At 64.2% G+C, this 24,449-nt stretch carries 24 protein-coding genes and 4 pseudogenes; 12 read left to right on the top strand and 16 right to left on the bottom strand.

What is annotated here, in order from left to right:
• Positions 1 to 41: 41 nt before the first annotated feature.
• From Q9Q95_RS16895 to Q9Q95_RS16940, 10 genes and pseudogenes are all read right to left on the bottom strand, one after another.
• A complete protein-coding gene (locus Q9Q95_RS16895; protein ID WP_306098322.1) occupies positions 42 to 1,571 on the bottom strand; it encodes a DUF4157 domain-containing protein in 1,530 nt (509 codons plus the stop codon).
• A gap of 328 nt (positions 1,572 to 1,899) precedes the next feature.
• Complete coding sequence (locus Q9Q95_RS16900) at positions 1,900 to 3,408, bottom strand: DUF4157 domain-containing protein (protein ID WP_306098323.1); 1,509 nt, start codon at positions 3,406 to 3,408, stop codon at positions 1,900 to 1,902.
• Between the two features lie 345 nt (positions 3,409 to 3,753).
• Positions 3,754 to 4,800: a GNAT family N-acetyltransferase gene (locus Q9Q95_RS16905; protein ID WP_306098324.1), complete on the bottom strand. Its 1,047-nt coding sequence runs from the start codon at positions 4,798 to 4,800 to the stop codon at positions 3,754 to 3,756.
• A gap of 199 nt (positions 4,801 to 4,999) precedes the next feature.
• The gene (locus Q9Q95_RS16910; protein ID WP_306098325.1) at positions 5,000 to 5,977 is read right to left on the bottom strand and encodes a hypothetical protein; all 978 of its coding nucleotides are present in this window, start codon (positions 5,975 to 5,977) and stop codon (positions 5,000 to 5,002) included.
• A gap of 145 nt (positions 5,978 to 6,122) precedes the next feature.
• Positions 6,123 to 7,106: a family 43 glycosylhydrolase gene (locus Q9Q95_RS16915; protein ID WP_371876801.1), complete on the bottom strand. Its 984-nt coding sequence runs from the start codon at positions 7,104 to 7,106 to the stop codon at positions 6,123 to 6,125.
• Positions 7,107 to 7,117: 11 nt separating this feature from the next.
• Entirely contained in the window at positions 7,118 to 8,191 is a 1,074-nt protein-coding gene (locus Q9Q95_RS16920; RefSeq protein ID WP_306098327.1) for a glycosyl hydrolase family 43, read from the bottom strand.
• Between the two features lie 76 nt (positions 8,192 to 8,267).
• A pseudogene (locus tag Q9Q95_RS16925) lies at positions 8,268 to 9,059 on the bottom strand (ATP-binding protein); the annotation flags it as partial.
• 142 nt (positions 9,060 to 9,201) lie between these two features.
• On the bottom strand, positions 9,202 to 10,137 hold the full coding sequence (locus Q9Q95_RS16930; RefSeq protein WP_306098328.1) for a hypothetical protein: 936 nt from the start codon (positions 10,135 to 10,137) through the stop codon (positions 9,202 to 9,204).
• On the bottom strand, positions 10,098 to 10,319 hold the full coding sequence (locus tag Q9Q95_RS16935) for a DUF6471 domain-containing protein (RefSeq protein WP_306098329.1): 222 nt from the start codon (positions 10,317 to 10,319) through the stop codon (positions 10,098 to 10,100). Before Q9Q95_RS16935 ends, Q9Q95_RS16930 begins: the two co-directional genes overlap by 40 nt.
• On the bottom strand, positions 10,316 to 10,507 hold the full coding sequence (locus Q9Q95_RS16940) for a hypothetical protein (protein WP_306098330.1): 192 nt from the start codon (positions 10,505 to 10,507) through the stop codon (positions 10,316 to 10,318). Before Q9Q95_RS16940 ends, Q9Q95_RS16935 begins: the two co-directional genes overlap by 4 nt.
• 106 nt (positions 10,508 to 10,613) lie before the next feature.
• On the opposite strand from Q9Q95_RS16940, the gene Q9Q95_RS16945 reads away from it, so the two are divergent.
• Both Q9Q95_RS16945 and Q9Q95_RS16950 read left to right on the top strand, forming a co-directional pair.
• Complete coding sequence (locus Q9Q95_RS16945) at positions 10,614 to 11,570, top strand: IS1595 family transposase (RefSeq protein ID WP_306098331.1); 957 nt, start codon at positions 10,614 to 10,616, stop codon at positions 11,568 to 11,570.
• A gap of 233 nt (positions 11,571 to 11,803) precedes the next feature.
• Positions 11,804 to 12,583: a KilA-N domain-containing protein gene (locus Q9Q95_RS16950; protein WP_306098332.1), complete on the top strand. Its 780-nt coding sequence runs from the start codon at positions 11,804 to 11,806 to the stop codon at positions 12,581 to 12,583.
• Between the two features lie 84 nt (positions 12,584 to 12,667).
• Here Q9Q95_RS16950 and Q9Q95_RS16955 read toward each other — a convergent pair whose 3' ends face one another.
• The 3 genes and pseudogenes from Q9Q95_RS16955 to Q9Q95_RS16965 form a co-directional block, all read right to left on the bottom strand.
• A complete protein-coding gene (locus tag Q9Q95_RS16955; RefSeq protein ID WP_306098333.1) occupies positions 12,668 to 12,811 on the bottom strand; it encodes a hypothetical protein in 144 nt (47 codons plus the stop codon).
• 60 nt (positions 12,812 to 12,871) lie between these two features.
• Entirely contained in the window at positions 12,872 to 13,288 is a 417-nt protein-coding gene (locus Q9Q95_RS16960; RefSeq protein ID WP_306098334.1) for a hypothetical protein, read from the bottom strand.
• A gap of 81 nt (positions 13,289 to 13,369) precedes the next feature.
• Positions 13,370 to 14,095, bottom strand: a pseudogene (locus Q9Q95_RS16965) (magnesium chelatase domain-containing protein); the annotation flags it as partial.
• 125 nt (positions 14,096 to 14,220) lie between these two features.
• On the opposite strand from Q9Q95_RS16965, the gene Q9Q95_RS16970 reads away from it, so the two are divergent.
• From Q9Q95_RS16970 to Q9Q95_RS17010, 9 genes and pseudogenes are all read left to right on the top strand, one after another.
• Complete coding sequence (locus Q9Q95_RS16970; protein ID WP_306098335.1) at positions 14,221 to 14,547, top strand: hypothetical protein; 327 nt, start codon at positions 14,221 to 14,223, stop codon at positions 14,545 to 14,547.
• An 87-nt stretch (positions 14,548 to 14,634) separates the two neighbouring features.
• Entirely contained in the window at positions 14,635 to 14,769 is a 135-nt protein-coding gene (gene rpmH / locus Q9Q95_RS16975; RefSeq protein WP_029724273.1) for a 50S ribosomal protein L34, read from the top strand.
• Between the two features lie 26 nt (positions 14,770 to 14,795).
• Positions 14,796 to 15,107, top strand: a pseudogene (rnpA, locus tag Q9Q95_RS16980) (ribonuclease P protein component); the annotation flags it as partial.
• A 142-nt stretch (positions 15,108 to 15,249) separates the two neighbouring features.
• Positions 15,250 to 15,462 carry a membrane protein insertion efficiency factor YidD gene (yidD, locus tag Q9Q95_RS16985; protein ID WP_306098336.1) on the top strand — a complete coding sequence of 71 codons (213 nt, stop codon included), beginning with the start codon at positions 15,250 to 15,252 and terminating at the stop codon, positions 15,460 to 15,462.
• Positions 15,463 to 15,484: 22 nt separating this feature from the next.
• Entirely contained in the window at positions 15,485 to 17,215 is a 1,731-nt protein-coding gene (gene yidC, locus Q9Q95_RS16990) for a membrane protein insertase YidC (RefSeq protein ID WP_306098337.1), read from the top strand.
• Positions 17,212 to 17,856: a ribosome biogenesis GTP-binding protein YihA/YsxC gene (gene yihA, locus Q9Q95_RS16995; RefSeq protein WP_306098338.1), complete on the top strand. Its 645-nt coding sequence runs from the start codon at positions 17,212 to 17,214 to the stop codon at positions 17,854 to 17,856. Before yidC ends, yihA begins: the two co-directional genes overlap by 4 nt.
• Positions 17,853 to 18,989: an acyltransferase family protein gene (locus tag Q9Q95_RS17000; RefSeq protein WP_306098339.1), complete on the top strand. Its 1,137-nt coding sequence runs from the start codon at positions 17,853 to 17,855 to the stop codon at positions 18,987 to 18,989. The genes yihA and Q9Q95_RS17000 overlap by 4 nt, the downstream gene beginning before the upstream one ends.
• Positions 18,986 to 19,324 (top strand): gamma-glutamylcyclotransferase family protein, encoded by a 339-nt coding sequence (locus Q9Q95_RS17005; RefSeq protein ID WP_306098340.1) that lies wholly within the window; start codon positions 18,986 to 18,988, stop codon positions 19,322 to 19,324. Before Q9Q95_RS17000 ends, Q9Q95_RS17005 begins: the two co-directional genes overlap by 4 nt.
• An 82-nt stretch (positions 19,325 to 19,406) precedes the next feature.
• The gene (locus Q9Q95_RS17010) at positions 19,407 to 21,005 is read left to right on the top strand and encodes a methyl-accepting chemotaxis protein (protein ID WP_306098341.1); all 1,599 of its coding nucleotides are present in this window, start codon (positions 19,407 to 19,409) and stop codon (positions 21,003 to 21,005) included.
• A gap of 35 nt (positions 21,006 to 21,040) precedes the next feature.
• On the opposite strand, the gene Q9Q95_RS17015 is transcribed toward Q9Q95_RS17010, so the two are convergent.
• Positions 21,041 to 22,993: a S9 family peptidase gene (locus Q9Q95_RS17015; RefSeq protein ID WP_306098342.1), complete on the bottom strand. Its 1,953-nt coding sequence runs from the start codon at positions 22,991 to 22,993 to the stop codon at positions 21,041 to 21,043.
• A 107-nt stretch (positions 22,994 to 23,100) separates the two neighbouring features.
• Here Q9Q95_RS17015 and Q9Q95_RS17020 point away from each other — a divergent pair, with 107 nt between their 5' ends.
• Positions 23,101 to 23,775 (top strand): glutathione S-transferase family protein, encoded by a 675-nt coding sequence (locus tag Q9Q95_RS17020; RefSeq protein WP_306098420.1) that lies wholly within the window; start codon positions 23,101 to 23,103, stop codon positions 23,773 to 23,775.
• Positions 23,776 to 23,780: 5 nt separating this feature from the next.
• Here the strand turns inward: Q9Q95_RS17020 and Q9Q95_RS17025 are convergent, their stop codons facing one another.
• Both Q9Q95_RS17025 and Q9Q95_RS17030 read right to left on the bottom strand, forming a co-directional pair.
• Positions 23,781 to 23,918 (bottom strand): hypothetical protein, encoded by a 138-nt coding sequence (locus Q9Q95_RS17025; RefSeq protein WP_306098343.1) that lies wholly within the window; start codon positions 23,916 to 23,918, stop codon positions 23,781 to 23,783.
• 86 nt (positions 23,919 to 24,004) lie between these two features.
• Positions 24,005 to 24,439: pseudogene (locus Q9Q95_RS17030) on the bottom strand (cupin domain-containing protein); the annotation flags it as partial.
• Between the last annotated feature and the right edge of the window lie 10 nt (positions 24,440 to 24,449).

The raw sequence follows: 24,449 nt of genomic DNA on the forward strand, positions 1-24,449 counted from the left end.
GCGTCTCGGGGCGATGCTCTGCGAAAACCGACGCCATGGTGTCAGAGATACTCGTCGGTGCCGGAGTCACTGTCGCTATCGTAGTCGGTCGTCAGCTTGCCAGTCCGCTTGCTCTTGGTGACATGGCTGAAGATTTCCTCGTCCTCCATCGTCTCCTTGATATGGTCCTTGTCATATCCGCCCAATGCCGCTTTCGAGGGCCAGAACGGCCCTACCGACAGATCGGTCAAATCGAGATCGATTGCACAGACGGTGCAAGCCCGCTTGACGCCGCCCAAATACTTCTTGTTGAGTTTGATACCGAGATGTTCCTGGATGCGGCGTTCTGCGTGCAGGTCAACATCATAAAGGGTATTGGGAACGATAATCCGATTGTTCCGGATGGCGTCCCAAACGTCCTCCTGTCCATCATTCAGAGTCTTCGACAGTAGTTTCTTGCCGTGATGCTTGATTCGCTTACGGAAATCCTTGTCCATATTCTTAGGATAGCTGGCCTCGAACGCCGTCTTGAGTAGCGTTCGCATGCCCCCTGCCAAATCTTGCCGCATCTTGTTGTTGACGGAATTTTTATTGGATGAAACGTAAATATAGTTGTGGCGATAATAGCATTGAATTTCGACACAATTAGGATAATATTTATATAATAAAGACGCCACCCAGCGAAGCATTTGCTTGGCACGCTGATGCCCATAGTCACGCGCCTCGGAAATATTTTCGCCAGAACTGAACATTTTCTCCATCTTGGTGGCGCTTTTCTTCTTGATACTCTTCTCCCAATCGGATGGGAGACCGAAGATCTTTTGCGACTGCCCGCCACCGTAATTTTCGAGATCCATTTCCATCCGCTGGATCGACGCGCGCGTCGAGGTGGCGGCGCGATCGCTCGCCGCATGAACAAGTGGCGGACGGCCAGGCCGTGGCGAAACACCGCGTGAAGCACCATCGATCTTGCGTTGCACGAGCCCCGTCGCGCTCGGCTGCATTGCCGCGCGCATGCCGAGCCGGTCAGCCTCGGCCTCCAGCGCATGATCCTGCACCACGGCAACGCCATTCCCGGATGCGCGGACGCGGCCCTGGCGCTGCTGAATGACATGGGCGAGCTCGTGGCCGATCAATTGCTGCCCCTTCACCGATTCCGGCTGAAACTGGCCGGGCGCGAAATAAAGGTCGTTGCCGGTGGTGAACGCTATCGCGCCGATTCGAGAAGCCTGCGGACCGACATGGACGCGCACCGAAGAAAAGTCCGCGCCGAACGCCGCTTCCATTTTTGCCAGCAACCTCTGGGGCAAAGGCTGGCCGCCGCTGCGAACCAGGCCTATCGCGACCGGGTCGATCTCGGTGCCTTCATTGCCGCCGAAGCGTTGCGCAACTTGCCCGGGCTGGCGCATTTGCAGCGGCCGGCCGGGCGCCGGCCTTTGCTGCACCGTCGCACTTGCATGCACGAAGGCTGGTCGCGGCGGACCGGGACGCGGCATGCCGGCCACTGCCGGCTGCGCGACCGCCGGTCGTACGGCGCAAGCGACGGGCATCCTGCCGCCGAGAAAAAAGCCCTGGATCACCTGACCTGCCACGGCCGACCCTCCTGCACAGCTACCCGATCATTCGCGACGAGCATGATATCCCACGCGTCATGGTTCGCAACCAATAGCTCGAGCGAAGGTATAGGTACCATCGTCGGTTGCTTTGCCGGCGCCGAAGATTGATATGTCGAATCCCAACAAATCGTTACAGATCCGCAAACATCTACGCAGATATTCGCCGCGCCAACCGGCCCGATGATGGTTGCGATATTATCTATGGTCGAGACGGCGGCCCCTTGGCACATTTCGCGGTGTCGGCGAAACAGGAATGGCGGCGAAGAGCGGGTGATGAAGCTGAACTGACACGAGCCCCGCCCGATCATTTGCCCATGTATTTTCGAAAGGCCGGCTCGAAGATGTCGTGCATCACCGCGAATTTGTTGGTGCTGTTGCCCGACGCCACCAGATGAAACAGCTCATGCTGGCCAGGTCCGTCGCGCGATTCCTTGGCGCTTCGCTCGGCCAGCACCAGATTCCAGATCTCTACAGCAAATTTCTGGAACAGGCTCTTGTACAGCATGTGATGCACTTCGAACGGCCGGCCGGTGACCTGGCGCATGAGATCATTCAGCGTCTCGTCGTCCTCGGTGCCTTCATCCTTCATCGAGGCCGTCATCTTCGAACGGATCGCACTGTAAAGCGCGCTCCCCGTCTTGCTGCCGCCATAGGAATTGAGATTGCCCTGCCAGATTTTCCCAAGATCCGTATTCGCGAAGCTCAAGGGACCGATGGCCTGCAGCATCTTGAGCAAATCGTCATATACGTCCTGCGGGGGGTTCTTCCCGCCTTTCCCGATCCGCGCAGCGAGATCCATATAGGTTTTGGTGACTCCTTGCTGCGGCTTTCCGAAATTGCGCATCGCACGATCGAGATCGACGGAGCCGGTGGTGTTGCTCGACTGCCAGTTGTTGACGACATTACCCTCGAACGAGAAGGGGTTGACCGTGACCTGACTGTTCTGGACCGAATAGATTGGCACGGTCTGCGTCGGTACGCTGACCACGACAGGCTTGGGCTGCTGTGGCGGCGGCGACCAAGTGTGCACCACAGAAGGCGTGGCGCCCCCCTGCCCGAATCCCACAGGCGACGGAGAGCTGAAATTGAGGTTCGGGTAGTAAAACGGCGTGACAAAGGGAGCAGTGGGCGCCGGAACATAGGAGTGCAGCACGGGGGACTGCGCAGTATATAGGAACGGCGAGTTGAAGTTGTTGCTACTATGGGCCCGCTGCACCGCCCGTCCGCGTGCCGGAGCAGCGGAACGACCGAAGGCAGCGGGCGGAGGGCCGAGCTTCCGTTGGGCCGCCTCGGGCCGCGCGCCGGGGCGCATCTGCGCCGAACGCGGCACGAACGGCGTGGCGGGCTTCGCCTGGAGCGCAGAACGATAGGCTGCGGCGCGCATACCAAGTCGATCGGCTTCGGCCTCGAGCGCGAAATCCTGCACCACCGACACACCATTGCCTGAAGTGGCCACCCGGCCGTTGCGTTGCTGGATGACATGGGCGAGCTCGTGTCCGAGCAATTGTTGTCCCTGCACCGATTCGGGGACATAGCGTCCCGGCGCGAAATAGATGTCGTTGCCGGTCGTGAAGGCGATGGCGCCGATGCGCGACGCCTGTGGCCCAACGTGGACGCGGACCTGCGAGAAGTCCGCTTCGAACGCCGCTTCCATCTTGGCGAGCACCGCCTGAGGCAGCGGCGATCCGCCACCCCGGGCCAGGCCGAGCCGGGCCGGATCGACATCGAAGCTCTCGCGGCCGCCGTGCAACTGCGCCGGCCGCGCGGGCTGGTGCGCGGGCGCAGGGCGACCGGGCGCGATCCGCGCCTGCACCGCCCCCGGCCGGGTGGCCGCCGCATTCGACGGCGGGCCCGGCGCGCGCTGGATCGAGCCGGCAGGCCGGAGCACCCCCGGCGCCGCCCGCATCTGGCCCCCGACGAAAAGGCCCTGAATCACCCGGCCGCGCATGCCTGATCTCCGATGCGGGAACGCGATTCTATAGCATGCAATATGTTGAAGGCGACAAGATCTTTCGGACCTCAAGCACCGCGAAGATCTCGTCATTTCCCGAAAGCGAAGAATATGCTCCCCGGGGATGGCGCTGTTTGCGGCTGCCCCTCCTTCCCCGTCCTGTTCGGGAGCTAAATTTGCGAGCAAAAGTCTCCGACGCGCGGTCGACTATTTGGACTTCACGACGACCGGGTGCTGCGCCACGAGTCCGGGCGCGCCGGGATGCGACGCGGCCTGCGGCTGAACGCGGAGCGGTCGACCCGCCATCTTCGGTTGCGCTGCGCCTGCCAGCACCTGTCCGGCCTGCGCCTCGAACCGCGGCCGGCCGCGCGCATCGCTGCCCGCGCGCGCGAAGCCGAGTCCGCCATACCAGCGGTTGAGCTTGCCGCTGCCATTATCGTCGGCAGTGAGCGTCACCGAGGATTTGCCGAAGCGCTGCCCCGCGCGCGCCGCCGAGGCGAGCAGCATCTTGCCGATCCCCTGGCTGCGGTGCCCGGGATCGACTCCGAGATCGGTCACCAGCGCGCTGCGCCCCGTACCGACGTGCACGCGCAACGAGCCGACGCTGCGCCCCGCGACTTCGGCATTGACCCGATAGCTGCCGTCGCGGTCGCGGACAGGTTCCGACACGCGCACCTGGCCCCCGTGCAGTCCCTTGGCCTGGAGCGTCCGGTGCGCCGCGGCGCGAGCGCCGAGCCGATCGGCCTCGGCTTCCAGCGCACGATCCTGCACGATCGACACGCCGGGCGAGGAAGCACGCACGCGCCCCTGCCGCTGCTGGACGACATGGGCAAGTTCGTGCCCGAGCAATTGCTGCCCGATCACGGATTCCGGCTGATAGCGCCCCGGCGCGAAATAGATGTCGTTTCCGGTGGTAAAGGCGATCGCGCCGATACGCGCCGCCTGCGGGCCGACATGCACGCGCACTTGCGAGAAATCGGCGCCGAACGCCCCCTCCATCTTGGCGAGCAGCGCCCCGGGCAGCGCGACGCCGCCGCTGCGCGCGAGCCCGAGCCGCGTCGGATCGATCTCGAAGCTGCCATCGCTCGCGTGCCCTGCGACGGCGCTCGCCGGCGCGTATGCGAGCGCGGGTCGCGTCGGCGCCGCCTTTGTCTGGACAAGCGGTGCGGGCCTGTTCGCGCACGGTGCAACGCGGCCGAGATCGCGGACCGGACCGCGGCCGACAAAATATCCCTGGATCACCCGCACGGCCATGGCCCATCCCTCGCAGAATCGAATTCGGCGATATCGGTGCAACATACCATGTCTCTACCGAAACGCACAAAGGACGCGTTAATTTCGTACCGTTCGAAACGATGCCAGTGCAGCGGGCGCCGGTGAAACTCCGCCTGCCTGCGCTTCCGCTGATCACGGACTGCTGGCGCGGCCATCGCCCGGTCGCAGATCGCTCCGGCTATTTTCGCGTCACCTCCGTGAAATATTCCTTTGCCTGCCCACTCAGATAATGGATCAATTGCGACTTGATCCCTTGATACAGCTCCTTCTTGCCAGCGGGATTATAGTAGACGCCGAAATAGACTGGTGTCGTTATCCCGTTGCCGCCGCAGATGACCGCTGCCCAATTGGCGCAGCAGTTCGTCGTACCCTTGCACAATTCGCGGTCGGACAAGATCCTCGAAACCCGGGCCCCCTTGACGGCCCACAGATTGGCTGCGGTGGCCTGCGTCCAGTCATAGGGGGCACCGGGAAGTTGCTGGACTGCGTCCCGGAAAGCTTGCCGCTCGCCATGCACGCCCGGCAAAGCCGAGGCGGAGACCCCCTTGCCGATGTACGTGACGCCCGCCGCGGTCAGTTCGACGACGGCATAGTTCCGCGCGATGAAGGCGTCGAAAATCTCCTGATTGCCGTACGTCCCTTCGCTCTCGGTCAAATTCCGGATCTGCGTCTCGAGCCAGTCTTGCGCGTCCTCCCCTCGCCATGCCCGCAGATCTTCGAGATTGTCGCCGCTGGCCCACTCTTCCTTTGTCTCGTTGTACGGCGGAACTGCCTGCGCCACCGCCATTGCGCGCTGAACCGTCCGCGGTCCGACCGGATTACCGGCCGCCGGATGCGATCCCACGACGCGCTTCCGCACATCGGCGATATTCCGCGCCGTCAGATCCTCTTTCAATTGAATCGCACCGCCGGAACGGGGAAGCACGACCGGCGCCGATGGTCGCACGATGCCCGGGCGCTGATGCGGAAGTGGTAGCGCCGGGCCGGCAGGCCGCGGAACCGGCGCCGATTTCGGCTGGACCGGGCCGGCGAGCCATCGCGCGTTCACGATCGGCGGGATGGCCGTGGGCGGAGCGCCGGCGCCCTTGGGCTGTGCGGCGCGTTGCAGCCAACGTGCGTTGACGACGGGCGGAGGGCCGACGTCCCTCTTCTTCATGGCCTCACTCCATCCAGCGCTGCCTGAATCAGGTGATCGCAGGAAATGTCTCGCGGAGGTCAGGAAGCGTGCCCTCGCCGCACGGACCGGTCAATGAATATTGGACGAATTCGCCGATCGCCCGGGGCCAACCAGTCGGCTTCGATCAACGCAACACGCCGTCGCCTGCTGGCTCGCCGAACACCGGGTGTCCGTCGCGGCCGAAGCTGACGCGCCGGATTCGCGGCGCGCGTTTCGGGGTGCACTTCATCTCGGGGCCAGGATTGGCGTGATAGACGATCCAGTGCTCGCCCCCCGGCGTGGTGAAGAAGCCGTTATGCCCGGGCGCATAGACGCCGTGCGCTGGCGATTTGGCGATCACCGGGCGCGGCGCCTTGGTCCACGCCGTCGGATCGAGCGGGTTTGCGCCTGCGGGGGCGCTCAGCAGCCCGATCGCATAATCGTCCGACCAGCACGCGCTGCCCGAATAGCTGAGGAACAGCGCGCCGCTGGGCCCGGGCAGGAATTCGGGGCCCTCGAGGATCTGGCGGCCGCCCTGGCGTTCCCATGTCTGATCGGGCCGCGCGATGATGCTCTCCGGGCCCTTCAGCGTCCACGGATTGGCCATCTCGACGATGGCGAGATTGCTGTCGGGGCCAACATAAGGCGAATAGACGAAATAACGTTTGCCGGCGTGGACGAAGGTGGTGCCGTCTATCCCGGTGTGCCGGGTCTTGAGTTGGCCGCGATCGACCCAATCGCCGGTCAGCGGATCCTCACCCGCATTTTCGAGCACGAAGATGCCGCGATGGGCGTCGTCGTCATGCCCCGCGGCCGCGGCGGTGTAATAGAGATACCATTTCCCCTCGATGCGATGCAGCTCGGGCGCCCAGATCGATTGGGCGTTGGGGCCCGTCGGCGGGGCGCGCCACACCGTCACTTCCTCGGCTTCGGCCAGCCTGCCCAGATCGCGCGTCCTGCGGATCGCGATCCGGTTGCCGAGCGTGTTGAGGTAATAATAATCCTGCCCCTCGCGGGTGATCCACGGATCAGGGCCCGAGGGCAGCAGCGGATTGGTGAAGCGCTGCCCGTCGGCCGAACCGCCGAGCAGGATCGCCAGCGGCGCCAGCGCCAGCGCAGGCCGGAACATTGCGGTCCGCTTCACTTCATCTCTCCCGGGAACGCCGCGACGATCGCGTCATATTGCTTGCGGCTGATGGCGATCATCGAGCCGTGGCGGGTGCCGGCCGGCATCTCGTAACGGTTCCATTCGGGGACGCCGCTATTGCCCGATACCTGATACCACGGCCCTTCGAGCCGCCGCGCGCGCGATAGGCCATAGCCCGTTCCGGCATATTGCTCGTAATAAAGCAGCCAGTCGTTGCTCACCGGTGCCCGAACCAGAGTCGGCGCCTCGCGGAAATTGGGACTGAGCGGCGGTCCCGGCTGCGGATAGGGGCCGAGCAGCTTCGCCGCGCAGCTGATCCGGATCGTCTTGCCGGTGATCCAGTCATACGAAGGGTAGCGCTCGTCCTTGATCACCGCGCAATAGCCGCCCGCGGGATTGGGCTGCACGATCGTGTCGATCGTCGCCATGTCCCATGCGAACAGACGCTTCGGCTTTGCCGGCAGTTTCGCGAGATCCTTGCCCGTCACGTAGAGCGTGCGCTGGCTTGCCCAATAGCGTTCGGGATCCTCTTTCGCCCCCGGCACATTGGGCGTGTGCCAGGTGAGCAGGAAGGATGTCGACGCCGGGTCGAACAGGAGCTTCGGTGCGCCGATCCGCTGCAGCGCGCCGGCATGGCCGGGAATATCGGCGAGATCGGGCTGGTAGGTCGCATAGGGAGCCCAGCGGATCAGATCGTCCGAGACCCAGAAACGGATCAGCGGATCCTCGTCGCTCTGGTTGCCGACCAGATAGTAACGGCCGTCCCCGCCATGCGCGATCGAGGCATGGCCGTGATAGTCGCTCGACACCGGATCGCCGCGATTGACTCGCCGCCAGTGGAGGCCATCGAGACTGACCGAATAATAGAGCACGCCGTAGCGCTCCTTGGTCATGTGCGCGAACAGATAGGCGCGTTCGGGATCGACGGCGGGAATCTCGGGCGCGCCGGGAGGGACGTTTTGGGCGAAGCTGGGCGTGACGGCGAGCATGATCGCAACGGCGAACAGCCCATGTGCGAACCCCCGACGCAACCGCCCCCGCGTTCCCCGATCCGACGTCTCGGGCATAGCCCTCTCCTTCTTAGCTTATTTATCATACATAAAAGAGAGGTTGGGCGTTGGGCAAGCCGTCAGGTTATAAATCTCAGTTCGTCGGCGAACGCCGTCGATAGCTCAGCGCCTCGGCCACATGGATGCGCCCCACTCCTTCCATCCCGGCCAAATCGGCAATCGTCCGCGCGACGCGCAGCACACGGGTATAGCCGCGGGCCGAGAGCCGCATCGCCTCGGCCGCCTGGGCGAGCAACTTGCGGCCGGCCTCATCGGGCGTGGCGAATTCGGTGAGTATCTCGCCGTCGGCCTCGGCGTTGGTCCGCGCCGCCACGTCGCAGTAGCGCGTCGCCTGGACCGCGCGCGCCGCGGCCACGCGCGCGCCGACTTCGGCCGAGCCCTCGGCCGGCGGCGGCAGTACGAGGTCCGCGGCGCTCACCGGCTGCACCTCGACGTGCAGGTCGATGCGGTCGAGCAGCGGGCCCGACACCTTGGCCTGATAGTCCGCGGCGCATCGCGGTGCGCGCGAACAGGCGAGCGCAGGATCGCCGAGATGCCCGCAGCGGCACGGATTCATCGCCGCGATCAGTTGGACGCGCGCCGGGAAAGTCACATGCGCATTGGCGCGTGCCACGCTCACCACCCCCGCCTCGAGCGGCTGGCGCAGCGAATCGAGCACCGCGCGCTGGAACTCGGGCAGTTCGTCGAGGAACAATACGCCGAGATGCGCGAGGCTCACTTCGCCCGGCTTGACCCTGAGCCCGCCGCCGGTAAGCGCCGCCATCGACGCCGAATGGTGCGGGCTGCGGAACGGCCGCGTCCGCGTGAGCCGGCCGCCCGACAGCATTCCCGATACCGAGGCGACCATCGAGACCTCGAGCGCCTCCGGCATTATGTAGCAAATGCACCAAGGCGATGACACAGGTTTGCCCTAAGCAGGCGAACGTATCGCAGACGGTGACGAAGCGCATAACGCCGCTCCAAATAGGAGCTAGAGCGTGTCTCTAATTTTTGCGGCGCTGATGGGGTTAGGTGTCGGCGGGCACATCATGCCGATAATCGGAAGCGGTGAAGTTGGCGAATTTAACTCCCATCTCGCCGAGACCGCTATGGTCCGGATCGCCGATCGCCTCGAAATCAAGTTCCCGAGTTTTCCCGAAAACGTCCGTCCAACGAAGCGTGCCAGCGAGGCGAATCGAATGATCGCCCTGCTCACGAACATCCCGGACAATGTTGGACAGGGAGTCCCAAGCCGCCTTCGCGGTGGCGGGATCCCTCCCGGCAGGAACCATGCCGCCGCTTATCGTGCCTGCGTGGGAAATCCAGGTTGTCGGCTTGAGCGGCAAAAGGGGGTGATCACCGGGTACGAAACTCAGGCGCTCAACGTACGCCTCTCCTCGAATGTTAAAGGCGGGAGAAGCCCCGGTATTGATGATATCCATTTCGGCAAACGTAGTGTGGATCGGCATGGTAAAGTAGAGCGAGCCACCAGTGATACTGAGGTACGCGGCGGCCTGCGCCTCGCCGACCCGGCGAGTTTCTTCGACGGCCGACTGCGCAGCCTCGGCGCCAACCCGAGTCGCGTCCAGCGTGCCCTTGATCCAATACAAGCCGAGAGCCGTCGCAACGAGGGCGCCCAAAGACCATACGGAGCTAAGCATGCCGGCCCACGCGGCCTGCTGCTGGGCGGCAAGATCGCGTTGATCGTGCTGGGCTTGGGCGGCGGTTTCGGCCTTCTCAACGACACATTCAAAAACAGCGCCCGCATCAGTCCCGATACAGGCGCGCTCCGCGCTCTCTTTAGCGCTCTGCTGATAGCGATAGGCGGTGTCGGCGCGGTCTTTTTGCTCGCCACGTAGTGAGCCAAGAAAGAAGACCAGCGCACATGCCCCGACGATGGCTAGCCCGCAAAATCCCGCGATGGCTACAGACGTAAGTCGCTGGTCCCTATCGCTTCCAGACATTGCAGTAAGAACACCGCTGTGAATTTGCCCCGGCTGATCTTGTTCCTGATATTCGGCTCGGAGTCCATCACGCCAATGTCAGCGAGCTTTCCAACTAGCTGCGCGTAGGTGACGCCCTTGCGGGCAAGCTCTGCCTTCAGGAGCCGCTTTACGCGATCCTCCCATTCCTTTTCGCGGGTCATTCTTCGACTTCCTTTTTCCTGCTGCTGGTGGCAACGAACAGCAGCGCCAAGGCGCAAAGGAACTGCACAGTTGCCAGCCATGCGTCGTCTGCGGGGCCTACCCCGTACTCGCCTATCGCGTTCGCGTAAGAGGCCAGCAGCAGGAACGCAGCGCCAGCCACCAAGATCGCCCTTTGAAGCAAGTTCATATCCGCTCGCCTATGATCCATAAACGTCATCATATGCGATACGATTGCCGTTGACAACGATGCATGATGCCATCATATGTAGTGCATAAGCACTGGATACGATGACATGCAGCACTTTCTCCTCTCCGCAACCGCCCGCACGTTGAGCCTCAAGCAGGTTTTCCGCATGTCGGACCAGGAAGCCTATGAGACGTTCTGCCAGCTTCGTTGGCCGGAGAACGATGGCGAGGCGGTTTGCCCGAAGTGCGGTTGCGTCGAGACGTACAACATCACGTCGCGCCGCCGCTTCAAGTGCGTTGCCTGTCATCACCAGTTCAGCGTTACGAGCGGCACCATTTTCGCTTCGCGCAAGCTGTCTTTCACGGATCTTCTCGCCGCGATCGTCATCTTCGTGAATGGCGCCAAGGGCGTGTCGGCGCTGCAAGTCAGCCGCGATCTGGACGTGCAATACAAGACCGCCTTCGTCCTCTCCCACAAGCTGCGCGAGGCAATGAGCCTTGAGCAGCAGAACCGCACGCTGAACGGCGTTGTCGAGATCGATGGCGGGTACTTCGGCGGCTACGTGAAGCAGGAGAACGTCAAGGCAGAGCGCAAGGACCGTCGCCTTGTCCAGAACCGCACCGGCAAGCGCCAGTGCGTTGTCATCATGCGCGAGCGCGGCGGGAAGTCACTTCCGTTTGTTGTCCGCGTTGAGGGCGATGCGGTTCCCTTCGTGCGCGATCACGTCGCCACGCTCGCCACGATCCACGCCGACGAAGGCACCGGCTGGGACGCACTCCACGCCGGCTGGGATACGAAGCGCGTCAATCACAGCGTCCAGTTCATGGACAAGGGCGTCTGCACCAATCAGGCCGAAAGCTACTTCTCGCGCCTTCGCCGCATGGAAGTCGGTACACATCACCACATCGCCGGCCCGTACCTGAACGCCTATGCGCAGGAGGCTTCGTGGCGCGAGGATAACCGCCGCGTGTCGAACGGCTCGCAGGCTATGCTGGTTGGAGAGAGTGCGATGGCGTCGCCGGTGTCCCGCAAGTGGGCCGGGTACTGGCAGCGGGGCAACTGACAAAGCTGTGCACGAAACAGAAGTTTTCCAGACGTTCCGTGAACATTGCCCTTGCGCCGGTGTGGCGACTCGCCCTAAAATTGAAAAACCCGCCATGGTTCTGGGGAGAACGGCGGGCTTTTCGTGAACCACCCAGCACAGGGACTGGACGGCTATGTTTGCGTATCGCCTCATCCATAAAATTGACGGGTTCGTCAAGGTCCTTTGTGCATCACATAAAGGAACCTTTATACGTGAGTACCGAAGAACCTAAGCAGCTTGTGATCCGTGGCAAGGCGGTCGCAGAAGATGAAAACGGCCTGATCTGCCTAGACGATCTTTGGGCATTAGCGGCCGCTAAGCCCGCTCAGAAACCGGCCAAATGGAGGGCCGGAGCCGCAGCTAAGGCGCTTCTGGGGGCCCTCGCCAAAAAGATCCGAATTTCGGATATTTTACCCGGCGGGAAGGGTGGCGCCCTAATCCGGGCGAAACCGGGACGCGGCAACAAGGGTACGTTCGCTCACCCGATTCTAGCGGCTGCCTATGCTGGCTATCTCAACCCAGACCTTGAGGTTGAAGTCCGCGAGGTATGGCTCCGTTACCGCGCTGGCGATGCAACGCTGGCCGACGAGATACTTCAGCGTGCCAGCGCAGAGGCGAACCACTGGGCAGGCGTGCGAGCGCTATCGCGAGCACGGCGCCGTAACTACACGGACACGCTCAAAGCGCACGGAGTGCAGGCCAAGGGCTATATGGATTGCACCGAAGCGGTGTACCTCCACCTGTTGGGCGGCAAATCATATCAGATACGCGCGAATATGAAGCTGCCCCCGAAGACAAACCTTCGGGACCACCTCGATACCGATAAGCTCGCATACGTGATGGCTGCTGAGGCGTTGTCAGCGGAAAGGATCGAGGAGGAAGACCGGCGTGGCAACACAGACTGCGCAGAGGCTTCTGCGCGTAGCGCTGCAGCGATCAGGAAGGCGATTGAGGCCGACAGGAAGGATCGCCAGAAGCGTCTAGTGGCGTAACTGCCTGCTGTATGCTACCTCAGGTTTGAGAGCAAGTTTGCGGAAAGGCTCGGTCACAGCGACCGGGCCTTTTTGCTATTCGGGTTACGCGCCCCAGTAGAGTGCCGCAACGAAGACCCAGAAGAGCGCCGAAGCCAGCACGGCCAGAAAAATGCCCGCGCCGGGTGGTAGCCTGCTTTCGCTTTCGGCTTCCATCAGCTCGGCGGGGGGAATGTGAATCTGTCTCATGACAGGAACATGGCTTAGGGCCCATTCCTCGTCAGTTCGTGAAGTGCCCGATCCGGTGCTTTACCTAGTAACCTCCCACTGCAGCCAAAGCCCGGTTTCCTCCAGCGACCGCACAAGGCCCTTCTCGCGCTTGTCGCGCAGGACGTGGGCGACGCGCCGGGTCATGATGTTCAGTATTCCGCTATCGTTAGCTAAGCCGCGCTGGGCGACGACCATGGAAGCGATTTCCCGCGTCGATAGCGGCCCCTTCGCGACCCGGAGGATAGACAGCACCGCGCGGCTCATCTCGCCCCGCTTGCTCCAACTGGCGGGCGGGGTGAACACCTTCGGTAGCACCGCCTCCGCCACGAAGTCAGGGGCGAACAGGCGGAGCGTGGCGTCCAGATGCGCCAGCTCTTGGTCAGCACTTACCAACCTTGCCTGTAGCCGCGCGATCTCGCCCGTTATCTCTGCGCGCTTCCGTTTGAGCGCTTCCACTGCGTAGTCCGTCATATGGTGAGGATAGCATCTTAAACGATTACAGCTATCTACACGTTGGTGCATTTGCTACATAATGCCGAGCGCCTCGGCGGCATCGAGCGGCGGCAGGATTCCCGGCAGGCACGACGCCAGCAGCGATTTTCCCGCGCCGGGCGGACCGATCATCAGCAGATTGTGCCCGCCCGCCGCGGCAATCTCGAGCGCGCGCTTCGCCGTCTCCTGGCCCTTCACTTGCGCGAGATCGGGGCCGTAGCCGGGCGTGTCCATCTCGCCCGCCGGCGCCGCAGGCAGCAACTGATTGCCCTTGAAGTGATTGAGCAGCCCGATCAAATCGGGCGCGGCGACCACCTCGATCGATCCGGCCCATGCCGCCTCGGGGCCCTGTGCCACCGGGCAGACCAACCCCTTGCCCACCTCGGACGCATGCAGCGCAGCGAGCAGCACCCCCGGCGATGGCGCGATCCGTCCATCGAGTCCGAGCTCGCCGACGACGACATAGCCCGACAGCGTCTCGGCATCCGCCACGCCCATCGCCGCGAGCAACGCCAGCGCGATCGGCAAGTCGAAATGCGATCCCTCCTTGGGCAAGTCGGCGGGCGAGAGATTGAGGATGATCCGCTTGGGCGGCAGCGCCAGCCCGATCGCGGCGATCGCGGCGCGCACGCGTTCCCGGCTCTCGGCCACCGCCTTGTCGGGCAGTCCGACCACGACGAAGCTCGGCAGCCCGGCGACGAGGTTGCACTGTACCTCCACGCCGCGCGCTTCCAGCCCCAGATACGCCACCGTTGATACGCTCGCGATCATGCGGCTCTCCCCCGGACAGGGGAGACAATAACCGCTTTTCCCCGTTGTGGAACGGATCGCCACCAAAATGGAGCGAGGGTGTGCCTGTCTTGCATGAGCAACACACAACCCCCACATCGCCGGTCATGTCCCGCGCACGCAAGAGTCCCGCCGTCCGCATCGCCTTGCTGATGACCGGCTTCCTGCTGATCGTCGCTACGCCGCTGGTGGGAATCATTCCCGGCCCGGGAGGCATCTTCGTGTTCGCCGCGGGACTCGTGCTCGTGCTCCAGAATTCGAAATGGGCGCGCAGACGCTTCGCCCGACTCAAACGGCGCTGGCCGCGCTTCGGCCATTACAGCGACATGGCGCTGCGCCGCCGCAGCTTCCGTCGGCGCCAGCAACGTGCCAGGGATGCGGCGATCGCGAAGGCAGAGGCCGAGATGCTCGGTTTTCCGGCAGACCCGCGTTGACTTGGGCGACTCACCTCGATATGGGCACCCGACACGCGGCCGCCCCTGTGGCGGCCCTTTTACGTTCCAGATTACCGAGGATGAGCGATGAAGCGGACCTTTCAGCCGAGCAACCTGGTGCGTGCGCGCCGGCACGGCTTCCGCAGCCGGATGGCGACCGTCGGTGGCCGCAACGTGATCCGCGCCCGCCGCGCGCGCGGCCGCAAGAAGCTGTCGGCCTAACCGCCGTACCGCTCGCGCGGCTCACCGAGCGCAAGCATTATCTCGCCGCCAATGCGGGGAAGCGGGCACCCATGCCCGGCTTCGTCCTGCTCGTGCGTGCGCGTGACGATGCCGATCCGGTCATGCGGATCGGCATTACCGTATCCAAGAAGGTCGGCAACGCAGTCGTGCGCAATCGCATGAAGCGCCGCTTTCGTGCGCTTGCCCGCGAAGTGCTTCCGCAAGCCGGCATTCCCGGCGCCGACCACGTGCTGATCGGCCGCAATGGCGGGATCGAGCGCGATTATGCCGAACTGAAGGCCGAACTGGCCAAGGCATGTGCGAAGCTCAGCCGATGAGTATTCCTAGACTCGTCACCCCCGCGAAAGCGGGGGCCCATCTCCTGCAAGCGTCTCAGGCACCACGGCCGTTGCCCGCGCGGATGATGTCGGAGATGGGTCCCCGCTTTCGCGAGGATGACGAAATAGAGGATGGGCTCACATGCTAGCCCGCCTGCTCATCCTGATCGCGCGCTTCTGGCAGCTCGTGCCGTCGCGCATCCTGCCGCCCAGCTGCCGCTATGCGCCCAGCTGTTCGGCCTATGCAATCGAAGCGCTTCATCGCTATGGAGCGCTCAAGGGCAGTTGGCTCGCCTTGCGGCGCATCCTGCGCTGCCATCCATGGGGCGGGCACGGCTACGATCCCGTGCCATGACGGATCTTCCGGGGAATCATCGGTGAAAAAAGACGACCAAAAGAATTTCGTGATCTTCGCAGTGCTGGCCGCACTGATCCTGTTCGGCTGGCCGCAGATCGCGCATTGGTTCTTCCCGCAGCAGCAGCCCGCCCCGGTCAAGATCGAAGGCGGCAAGACCATTCCGGTCGCCCGGCCCGGCGCCGATCCGGCGGCCGATTCGCCGAGGGCGCTGCGCGACCGCCAGATCGTCCTCGCCGAGACCCCGCGCGTGGCGATCGAGACGCCCAAATTGCGCGGCACGATCAACCTCAAGGGCGCGCGGATCGACGATCTCGTGCTCGTCCAATATGCCGAGACGGTCGCCAGGAATTCGCCGCCGATCCGCTTGCTCTCGCCGAGCGGCGCGAAGAGCAATTATTTCGCCGAGTTCGGCTGGCAGGGCTCGGGCGTGCAGGCGCCGGACGCGAACACGATCTGGCAGGCCAGCGGCACGAAGCTGACCCCGACGACTCCCGTCACGCTGAGCGCGCAGAGCGCCACCGGCCAGGTGTTCCGCATCGAGCTGTCGGTCGACGCGAACTATATGTTCAGCATCCGCCAGACCGTCGCCAATCTCGGCACCGCGCCGGTCTCGGTCACGCCTTACGCTCTCGTCTCGCGCGCCGAGAAGTCGACCGATGTCGATCAATGGGCCGCACATGTCGGCCCGATCGCGATCGTCAACGGCGCCGCGAAATATATCGATTACAAGGCAGTCGACGAAGCCGAGCAGGGCTTTGCGACCACCGGCGGCTGGGCGGGTTATACCGACCATTACTGGCTGACCGCGGTGATCCCCGATCAACGCCTGTCCACGCAGCTTCAGCAGCGCCCGACCCCGACCAAGGGCTATCAGGCGGACTATCGACTGACGACCCCGCTCGACGTGGCTCCCGGCAAGAAGGTCACCTATTCGAGCCACTTCTTCGCCGGCGCGAAGGAAGTGAAACTGCTCGAGGAGTATCAGGACAAGCTCGGCATCGTGCAGTTCGATCGCGCGATCGACTGGGGCTGGTTCGGCGTGATCGAGCTGCCGATCTTCTATTATCTCGACTGGCTGTTCCGCCTCGTCGGCAATTTCGGCGTCGCGATCATCCTGCTGACGATCACGATCCGCGGCCTGCTGTTCCCGATCGCCCAGCGCCAGTTCGCCTCGATGGCGAAGATGCGTGCGGTCCAGCCCAAGATGAAGGCGCTGCAGGAGCGCCACAAGGACGACAAGCAGCGCCAGCAGCAGGAGATCATGAAGCTCTACAAGGAGGAGAAGGTCAATCCGCTCGCGGGCTGCCTGCCGATCCTGCTGCAGATCCCGATCATGTTCGCGCTCTACAAGGTGCTGCTGCTGACCATCGAGATGCGGCACCAGCCGTTCGTCGCGTGGATCCGCGACCTTTCGGCACCCGATCCTTTGCTGGTGCTCAACCTGTTCGGGCTGCTGAACTTCACGCCGCCTTCGTTCCTCGCGATCGGCGTGATCCCGATCCTGCTCGGCATCTCCATGTACTTCCAGTTCAAGCTCAACCCGGCGCCGATGGACGATATGCAGAAGCAGATCTTCAGCATCATGCCGTGGATGCTGATGTTCCTGATGGCGCCGTTCGCGGTGGGCCTGCAGGTTTACTGGATCACGTCGAACGTGCTGACCATGGCGCAGCAATGGCTGCTCTACCGCCAGCACCCGGCGCTCAAGGAGCCGGTCAAGAAGGACGCGAAGGAAGTGAAGGCCAAGTGACCGACGCCGCCTTCACCGAGGACCAGATCGAAGCCGCGCGGAAGATCTTCGCCGGCCCGATCGCCTTCCTCAAATCGGCGCCCAGGCTCGAGCATCTGCCCAACCCGGTGGTGCCCGAGGTGGCGTTCGCCGGCCGCTCGAACGTCGGCAAATCGTCGCTGCTCAACGCGCTGGCCAATCGTAATGGCCTCGCGCGCACCTCGAACACGCCCGGCCGCACGCAGGAGCTGAACTTCTTCGATATCGGCGAGCCGCTCAAATTCCGCCTCGTCGACATGCCCGGCTATGGCTTCGCCAAGGCGCCCAAGGACATGCAGCGCCAATGGCGCTATCTGGTGAACGACTTTCTGCGCGGCCGCGACGTGCTCAAGCGCGCGCTCGTGCTGATCGACTCGCGGCACGGCATCAAGGACGTCGACAACGAAATACTCGACATGCTCGACACCGCGGCGGTCAGCTATCGCATCGTCCTGACCAAGACCGACAAGATCAAGGCGACCGAGCTCGCCGAGGTCCGCGCGCGCACCGAGGCCGAAGCGCGCAAGCGCCCCGCCGCGCATCCCGACATCATCGCCACGTCGAGCGAAAAGGGCATGGGCCTGCCCGAGCTGCGCGCCGCGGTGCTGGAGGCCGTGGGTTGATCGCGGCGAGGCCGCGGCTCGCCGGTCTCGACATCTTTCGCGGACTCGCCGTCGCCGGCATGATCCTCGTCAACACGCCCGGCAGCTGGGCGCATCTCTGGTGGCCGCTCGATCACGCCGAATGGCATGGCTGGACGCCGACCGACCTCGTCTTCCCCGCCTTTCTGTTCGCAGTCGGCGTCGCGCTCGCGCTCTCCTTCCCGCGCCGGATCGATGCGGCCGGCTGGGGCAAGATCGCGCGACGCAGCTTGCTGCTGATCGCGATCGGCTGGGGTCTCCAATTGCTAGCCCGGCCCGAACTCGCGACGTTCCGTATCCCCGGCGTGCTCCAGCGCATCGCGCTTTGCTATGCGCTCGTTGCGACCCTCGCGATCCTGACTGCGGCGAAGACGCCGGACGGCCGGCACAGCCTCCGCCCGCCGGCGCTCCTCGCCGCAGCGACGTTCGTGTTGCTGCTCTATTGGGCGCTGCTCGCGCTGGTCCCGGTTCCCGGTTTTGGGGCGGGCCGGCTCAGCCCCGAGGGCAATCTGGCCGGCTATGTCGACCGCCTCGTCTTCACCACCGCCCACATCTGGCGCGGCGGCACCGACGCGGCCGGTAATGTGGTCTATGACCCCGAGGGCCTGCTTTCGACGATTCCCGCGCTCGCCAATGTCCTGTTCGGCATGCTCGCTGCGATTGCCTGGCAGCGCGCGCCCGACCGCGCGACGCTGCGGATCGCGCTGGCGGGTGCGGCGCTGATCGCGCTCGGGCTGCTGCTCCACCCGCTCTTCCCGATCAACAAGAAGCTATGGACCAGCAGCTTCGCGCTGTTCACCTCGGGCAGCGCCGCGGTTCTGCTCGCGCTCTGCATGACCGCGACGCCGAATGGCCGGGTGCCGCACCTGCTCAGGCCCCTCAACATGCTGGGGATGAACGCGATCCTCGGTTACATCCTGTCGGTATTGATCGGCATCGCCAGCTTCCGCCTGTTCATCCATGGAGAAAGCCTGCAGGCTTGGGGCTTCGCGCGGCTCGGTGCCGTGATTCCAGATCCCTACGTAGCGTCCTTCGTCTTCGCACTCATCGCTTTGGCGATCGTCCTCGTCGCGCTCGTCCCGTTCCACCGCCGCGGAATCCATCTCAAGCTATGACCACCGATCAATTGCTCTTCTCTTACGGCACGCTCCAGCTCGAAAGCGTCCAGCGTTCGCAATTCGGGCGTCTGCTCGAAGGCGAGGACGACGTCCTCGCCGGGTACGCGGTGGTCGACATCCAGATCCGCGACCCCGCGGTGCTCGACGCGAGCGGGATCGAGATCCATCGCGGACTCGTCGCTGATCCCGAGGCGCCGCCGATCGCGGGCAAGGTCTTTCGCCTCACCGCGGCCGAACTCGCCGCCGCGGACATTTACGAGAGCGAGAATTATCGCCGCGAAGCAGCGATACTCGCCTCGGGAATCCGCGCCTGGGTCTATGTGAAGGCCTGAGCCGGCTCCGCCGGCTATGGTCAACTACCTATGTGGGCACGGAAAAACACGTAGCCGGGCGCGTCCGGACTAAAATGGAAGGGTGAACCACGCGCCGCGCCTCTTCGTCGTCCGACTCGCCCATGCCCTTTACGGCCGCTGGGCAAAGCTGCCCGAAGATCTCGTTCGGACCCAGATCATCGCGGTGTCGCAGGGCTTTCCCCTAACCTTCGCAATGTCGCTGGTCGTCAGCATCGCTACGATGGCGATGTCCGCCGACACCGAATATCTGTTCGTTCGCGTCGCTGCGCTCGTCTTCCATCTCGGCACCCTTTGCGGGCTCCTCGCGCGCTATGTCGGGCTGCGCAGGCAGGGCTGGCGAGTCGAAAGGTCGCGGCACGCCGTCAACATGGCGGTGGCACAAGCGGGCTTCGCCGCGTTCAGCTGGATGGTGTTTCTCGGTACCTGCGGGTTGGGCGCCAGCGATCACGATCTGGTCGTGATCGTCGCAGTGATCGTCGGCGTGACCGCGATCGGCGCATTGCGCTATGCCGCGCTCCCGCCTGCGAGCCTCGCATTCCTGCTCACCGCCAATCTCGTCAGCCTGTTCTTCGCGATGCTGTGGGGCATGCCGGTCGGCATATTGGTGTTCTTCGCGGCCTTTGTGCTGCTGCTCGGCCGCGTCGTGCTCGAACAGGCCAGACTCGTCTCCGGCCAGTTCGAATCGGGCCAGGCCCGTGCCCGGGCGGAGCATGAACGCGATCTGCTGCGCGCCGAAGCCCAGCGCGAGGAATGGCAGCGCCACGCCGCCGCCGCCGAGACGCGCACCCGGCTCGAGGCGGAGAGCCGCCGCGCCCGCGACGCCGAAGTGCGCCGGATCGCCGGCCAGTTCGAACATGGCTTCGTGCGCAGCATTACCGATCTCGCTGCCGCAGCCGATCAGACGCGCCAGTCTGCGGCATTGTTGGTGCACAGCGCGCGCGCTTCGCAGGATCAGGTCCGCGGCGTCGTCAGCCATCTCGGCGAGGCCGATAACGGTGCCGCCGCCTTGCTCGACGAATCCGACAATCTCGGCCGTTCGCGCGCCGCGGTGGAAGCGAGCATCGCCGCACAGGAGCAGACCACCGCGCACCTGCACGCGCTGTCGCTCGCCGCCGACGATCGCTTCGCCACTCTCGTCGGCTATACCGGCAGCGCCGGCACCATCGCCGATCTGATCGCCGAAGTCGCGGCGCGCACCAATCTGCTCGCGCTCAATGCCTCGATCGAAGCGGCCCGCGCCGGCGAGGCCGGTCGCGGCTTCGCCGTGGTCGCGCAGGAAGTGAAGGCGCTCGCCTCGCAGACCGCGGCTGCCACCAACGACATTCGCCGCCAGCTCGAGCAGATCGACGCGGCGGTCGGCGCGACTGCCAGCATCGTCGGCGACATGCGCGCAAGCTTCGCCCGCATCGGCGAAGTCGCCGGGGCGGTCGAGCAGGCAATGGCGCACCAGGGCGACGTCATCCGCTCAATCCAATTATATGCCGGCTCGTCCGCCAAGCTCGCCTCCAGCCTCCACGGCAGCGCCTCGATCGCCGAGCAGGCCGCCGACGCCGCCGCCGAAGTCACCGAAGATCTCGGCGCCGTGACCGCCGACCTCGTCGACAAGACCCAATTGCTGATGCGCGAAATGCGCGGCTTCATCGCCACCCTCGCCGCCTGACCCGGCGCAAGCGGCCATCGATCGGATGGGCCCGATCAGGCGGGATTATGCTTTGCGAGGAAGGCCTCCAGTGCCTTGAGGAACTGGAGCCGGTCCTCGCTGCGGCTGAAATGATGGTCCGCCTCGGGCTGCTCGATCCAGATGACGTCCTTCCCCGCCGCCTGCAGCTTCTGCGCCATCAGCCGCGAATGGACCGGCGGCACGACCCGATCCTTCTTGCCATGGACGAGCAGGACCGGGATCGAGAATTCCTCGGCACGATATAGCGGCGAGACGGTCTTCAGATCGGGGGCCTGCATCTTCAGCCAGTCCTTGCGTGCGCCCGCGCCGAGGAAGTTACGATCGTGGCTGATCATCCGGTTGAGATCGGACACCCCGGCATAAGCGGCGGCGCAGCGATAAAGCTTGCCGTCGCGCTGGGCCGCGCGCATCGCCGCATAGCCGCCATAGGACGCGCCGACCATGCAGACGCGCTTAGCATCGGCGATGCCGAGCCTGGCCAATTCGGTGACGACATCGTTGAGATCGTCCTGCATCGCGAGGCCCCATTGCCCCTGCCCCTTTTCGGTGAAGGGCGTGCCATAGCCCGACGAGCCGCGATAATTGGGCTGGACCACCGCATAGCCGCGCTCGGCGAGGAACTGCGTCCACCAGTCCCATTCCTCGGTATCACGCGCGAAGGGGCCGCCATGCGGCATCACGATCAGCGGCAAATTGGCCTTCTTGCCGAAAGGCAAGGTCAGCACTGCCGCGATTTCGAGCCCGTCGCGCGCCTTGTACCGGATCGTCCGCACCGGATTCATCCGCTTCAGCCCGATCGTGCGGTTGTTCATCTCGAGCAGCTGCATCGAATCGTCCGCGGCGCGGTACAGGAAAAAGGCACCCGGCGCGTTGGCACCGCCGACATGTACGATCGCCGCCGAACGATCGCGGCTGAGCGACACGATGCGCGGCTCGCCCCCCTTGATCTTCGCCGCGACGGCCTTGTGCATCGCGTCGATCGCCGGGTCGGTCCAGCGGATCTCCGGCTTGTCCTCGTTCACCGAGACGCCGATATAGTTGAAGCCGGTCGCGTCGCTGACCAGCCCGCCAATGTCATAGCCCTTGCTCGCGAACAGCTGCTTGCCGCGCGCCAGGGTCTCGAGATCGAGCTCGTAGAGCGCGGAATAGCCCTTCTCGTCGTCGGCGATCATCACTGCCTTGCCCGGCTCCTTCAGGAACATGGCGGGTACCGTCAACGTGTCTTTATGAGTGCGGGCGCGGTCGATCGTCCTGAAGCTGCCTTTCGCTCCCGGTCGGTAGACGATGCGCCGGTTACGTCCGTCGAGGGACATGCCGAAACCCATCCGCACCGCGCCGCTGCCGTCGGCATACCAGTTGAAGATGCCCTCATTGCCCCGCACCACCGTCTTGTGTCGGCCGGTCGATACGTCGATCTCGTCGACCTGCGGCCAGAAGCCGGGCATATTGGTGTAGAGCGAGGTCTGCGACGCCATCAGGATCCGCGGCGTGCCGTCGCTCGCGGTCCAGATCACGTCATCGGCATCTTGCGCGGCGTCGCGGCTTGCCAATTTCGTCAATTTCGCAGTGACGGCATTCACTCCGAACGCCCGGCTCACATAAATCTCTTCGCCTTCATAGGGCACCAGTTGCCCGACGCCGATCACCAGCCATTCGTCGTTGACCCATGTCCACCAGTTGAGGTCGACCTCGCCGAGGCCGACCACCCGCGGCTTGCCGCCGTCGAGCGGAAAGATCGCGAAATATTGCGTGCCGTTGACGGCCACCTTCGCCGCGATCGACTTGCCGTCGGGAGACAGATCGGGGCGCTCGAACGGAGGAATTTCGGCGAATATGGCAGTGTCGAGCGGCGCTGCCGCCTTGGGGCCGTTCGGCGCCGCGGCCTTCTCGGCAGACTGTGCCATTGCTGCCGCCGTCGACACGACGAGCCCGCCCGCCACCAGCAGGCGCAAACCCCAACGCGACATCAATTCCCCCAACAAACATAGCCCGATGCCGATGCTGTCGCGATTCGCGCCGGATCGCAAGTCGCATGAGGTTGCCCGTCCGCACTGCGCTGGCTATCCCCGCCGCCATGCTCAAGCTCATCATCGGCAACAAGGCCTATAGCTCCTGGTCGCTTCGCGGCTGGCTCGCGTGCAAACAGTCCGGACTCCCCTTCGAGGAAGTCGTGGTGCCGCTCTACGACGCGGACTGGGACAAGCGTCGCGAGGGTGCCGAGTTCGCGCCGTCCTCGGGCAAGGTGCCGATCCTGTGGGACGATGACGCCGTGGTGTGGGACAGCCTCGCGATCGTCGAATATCTCAACGACAAGACCGGGGGCACGCTATTCTGGCCCGAGAGCCCGGCTGCGCGGGCGATGGCACGCTCGATGGCCGCCGAGATGCATTCGGGTTTCGCCAGTCTTCGCCGCAAGCACACGATGAACATCCGCCAGGTCTATCCACCCGCGACCCCGGATGCGGATGTCCGGCAGGAGCTCGGCCGGATCATGGAGTTATGGGCGCAGGCGCGCGCGCGCTTCGCCGGCGACGGCGACGGCGAGTTCCTGTTCGGCGACTTCGGCGCGGTCGACATCATGTTCGCGCCTGTGGTCACCCGGATCGTCACGTATTCGCTGCCGGTCCCGCGTTTCGCGCAGACCTATATGCTCGCCGTGCTCCAACATCCGTTCATGCAGGACTGGATCGCGGGGGCGCAGGAAGAGGATTGGGTGATCGAGCAGTTCGAGATGCCGGCCGACGGCTGAGGTGATCAGACCGGGGTACGCGAATATTCGTCTGCCTTGACGCGGATCGTGTCGACTTGCTCGCGCGCGATGTTGCCGATGCCGATCAGGTGCGCACCCGAGAACGCCACCATATCGGCGAGGCTGAGAAGGGCCAGGGACAAGGGAAGCATCCAGCGCATGCCGCCATGATAACGCGCGTCCATGAAGCTGAGCTGAATCGCGCGTTATGGAAAACTACAGGGGTTCCGCCCTGCTTGCGTCGGAATCCCTCCCCTGCCACCAGATGCATGTCGATATCGGGATAATGGCAATCGGTCTCGGCCGGCCGACCGACCGCAATAAACACGCAATCCGTGTCGCTGCGGTTCTGCAGGACATGGCCGTTGCCGTCGTTCTTGGGGAAGGCCGCGACGTCGCCCGGCCGCATCCATGTCTCGCCCGAATCGTCGACCAGCACCGCCTCGCCGCGCAGCATCACGACGAACTCGTCCTCGCCCTCGTGCCAATGGCGCTGCGACGACCATGCGCCTGGCTTCAGCGTGACATGGCTGAACCCGAAATCGCTGATCCCGCTTGCCGGCGCCAGCCGCCGATACCAGCGCCCCTGCACCGCCTCCGAATAGGGCGCGGGATAACCGGTCGCATTGGTCTGCGGGATTGTATCGAGATCGAGCTTGGGCATCTGAACCACT

Origin of the sequence: Sphingomonas sp. DG1-23 (assembly GCF_030730875.1) — a bacterium.
In the GTDB taxonomy this organism is placed as follows: Bacteria; Pseudomonadota; Alphaproteobacteria; order Sphingomonadales; family Sphingomonadaceae; genus Sphingomonas.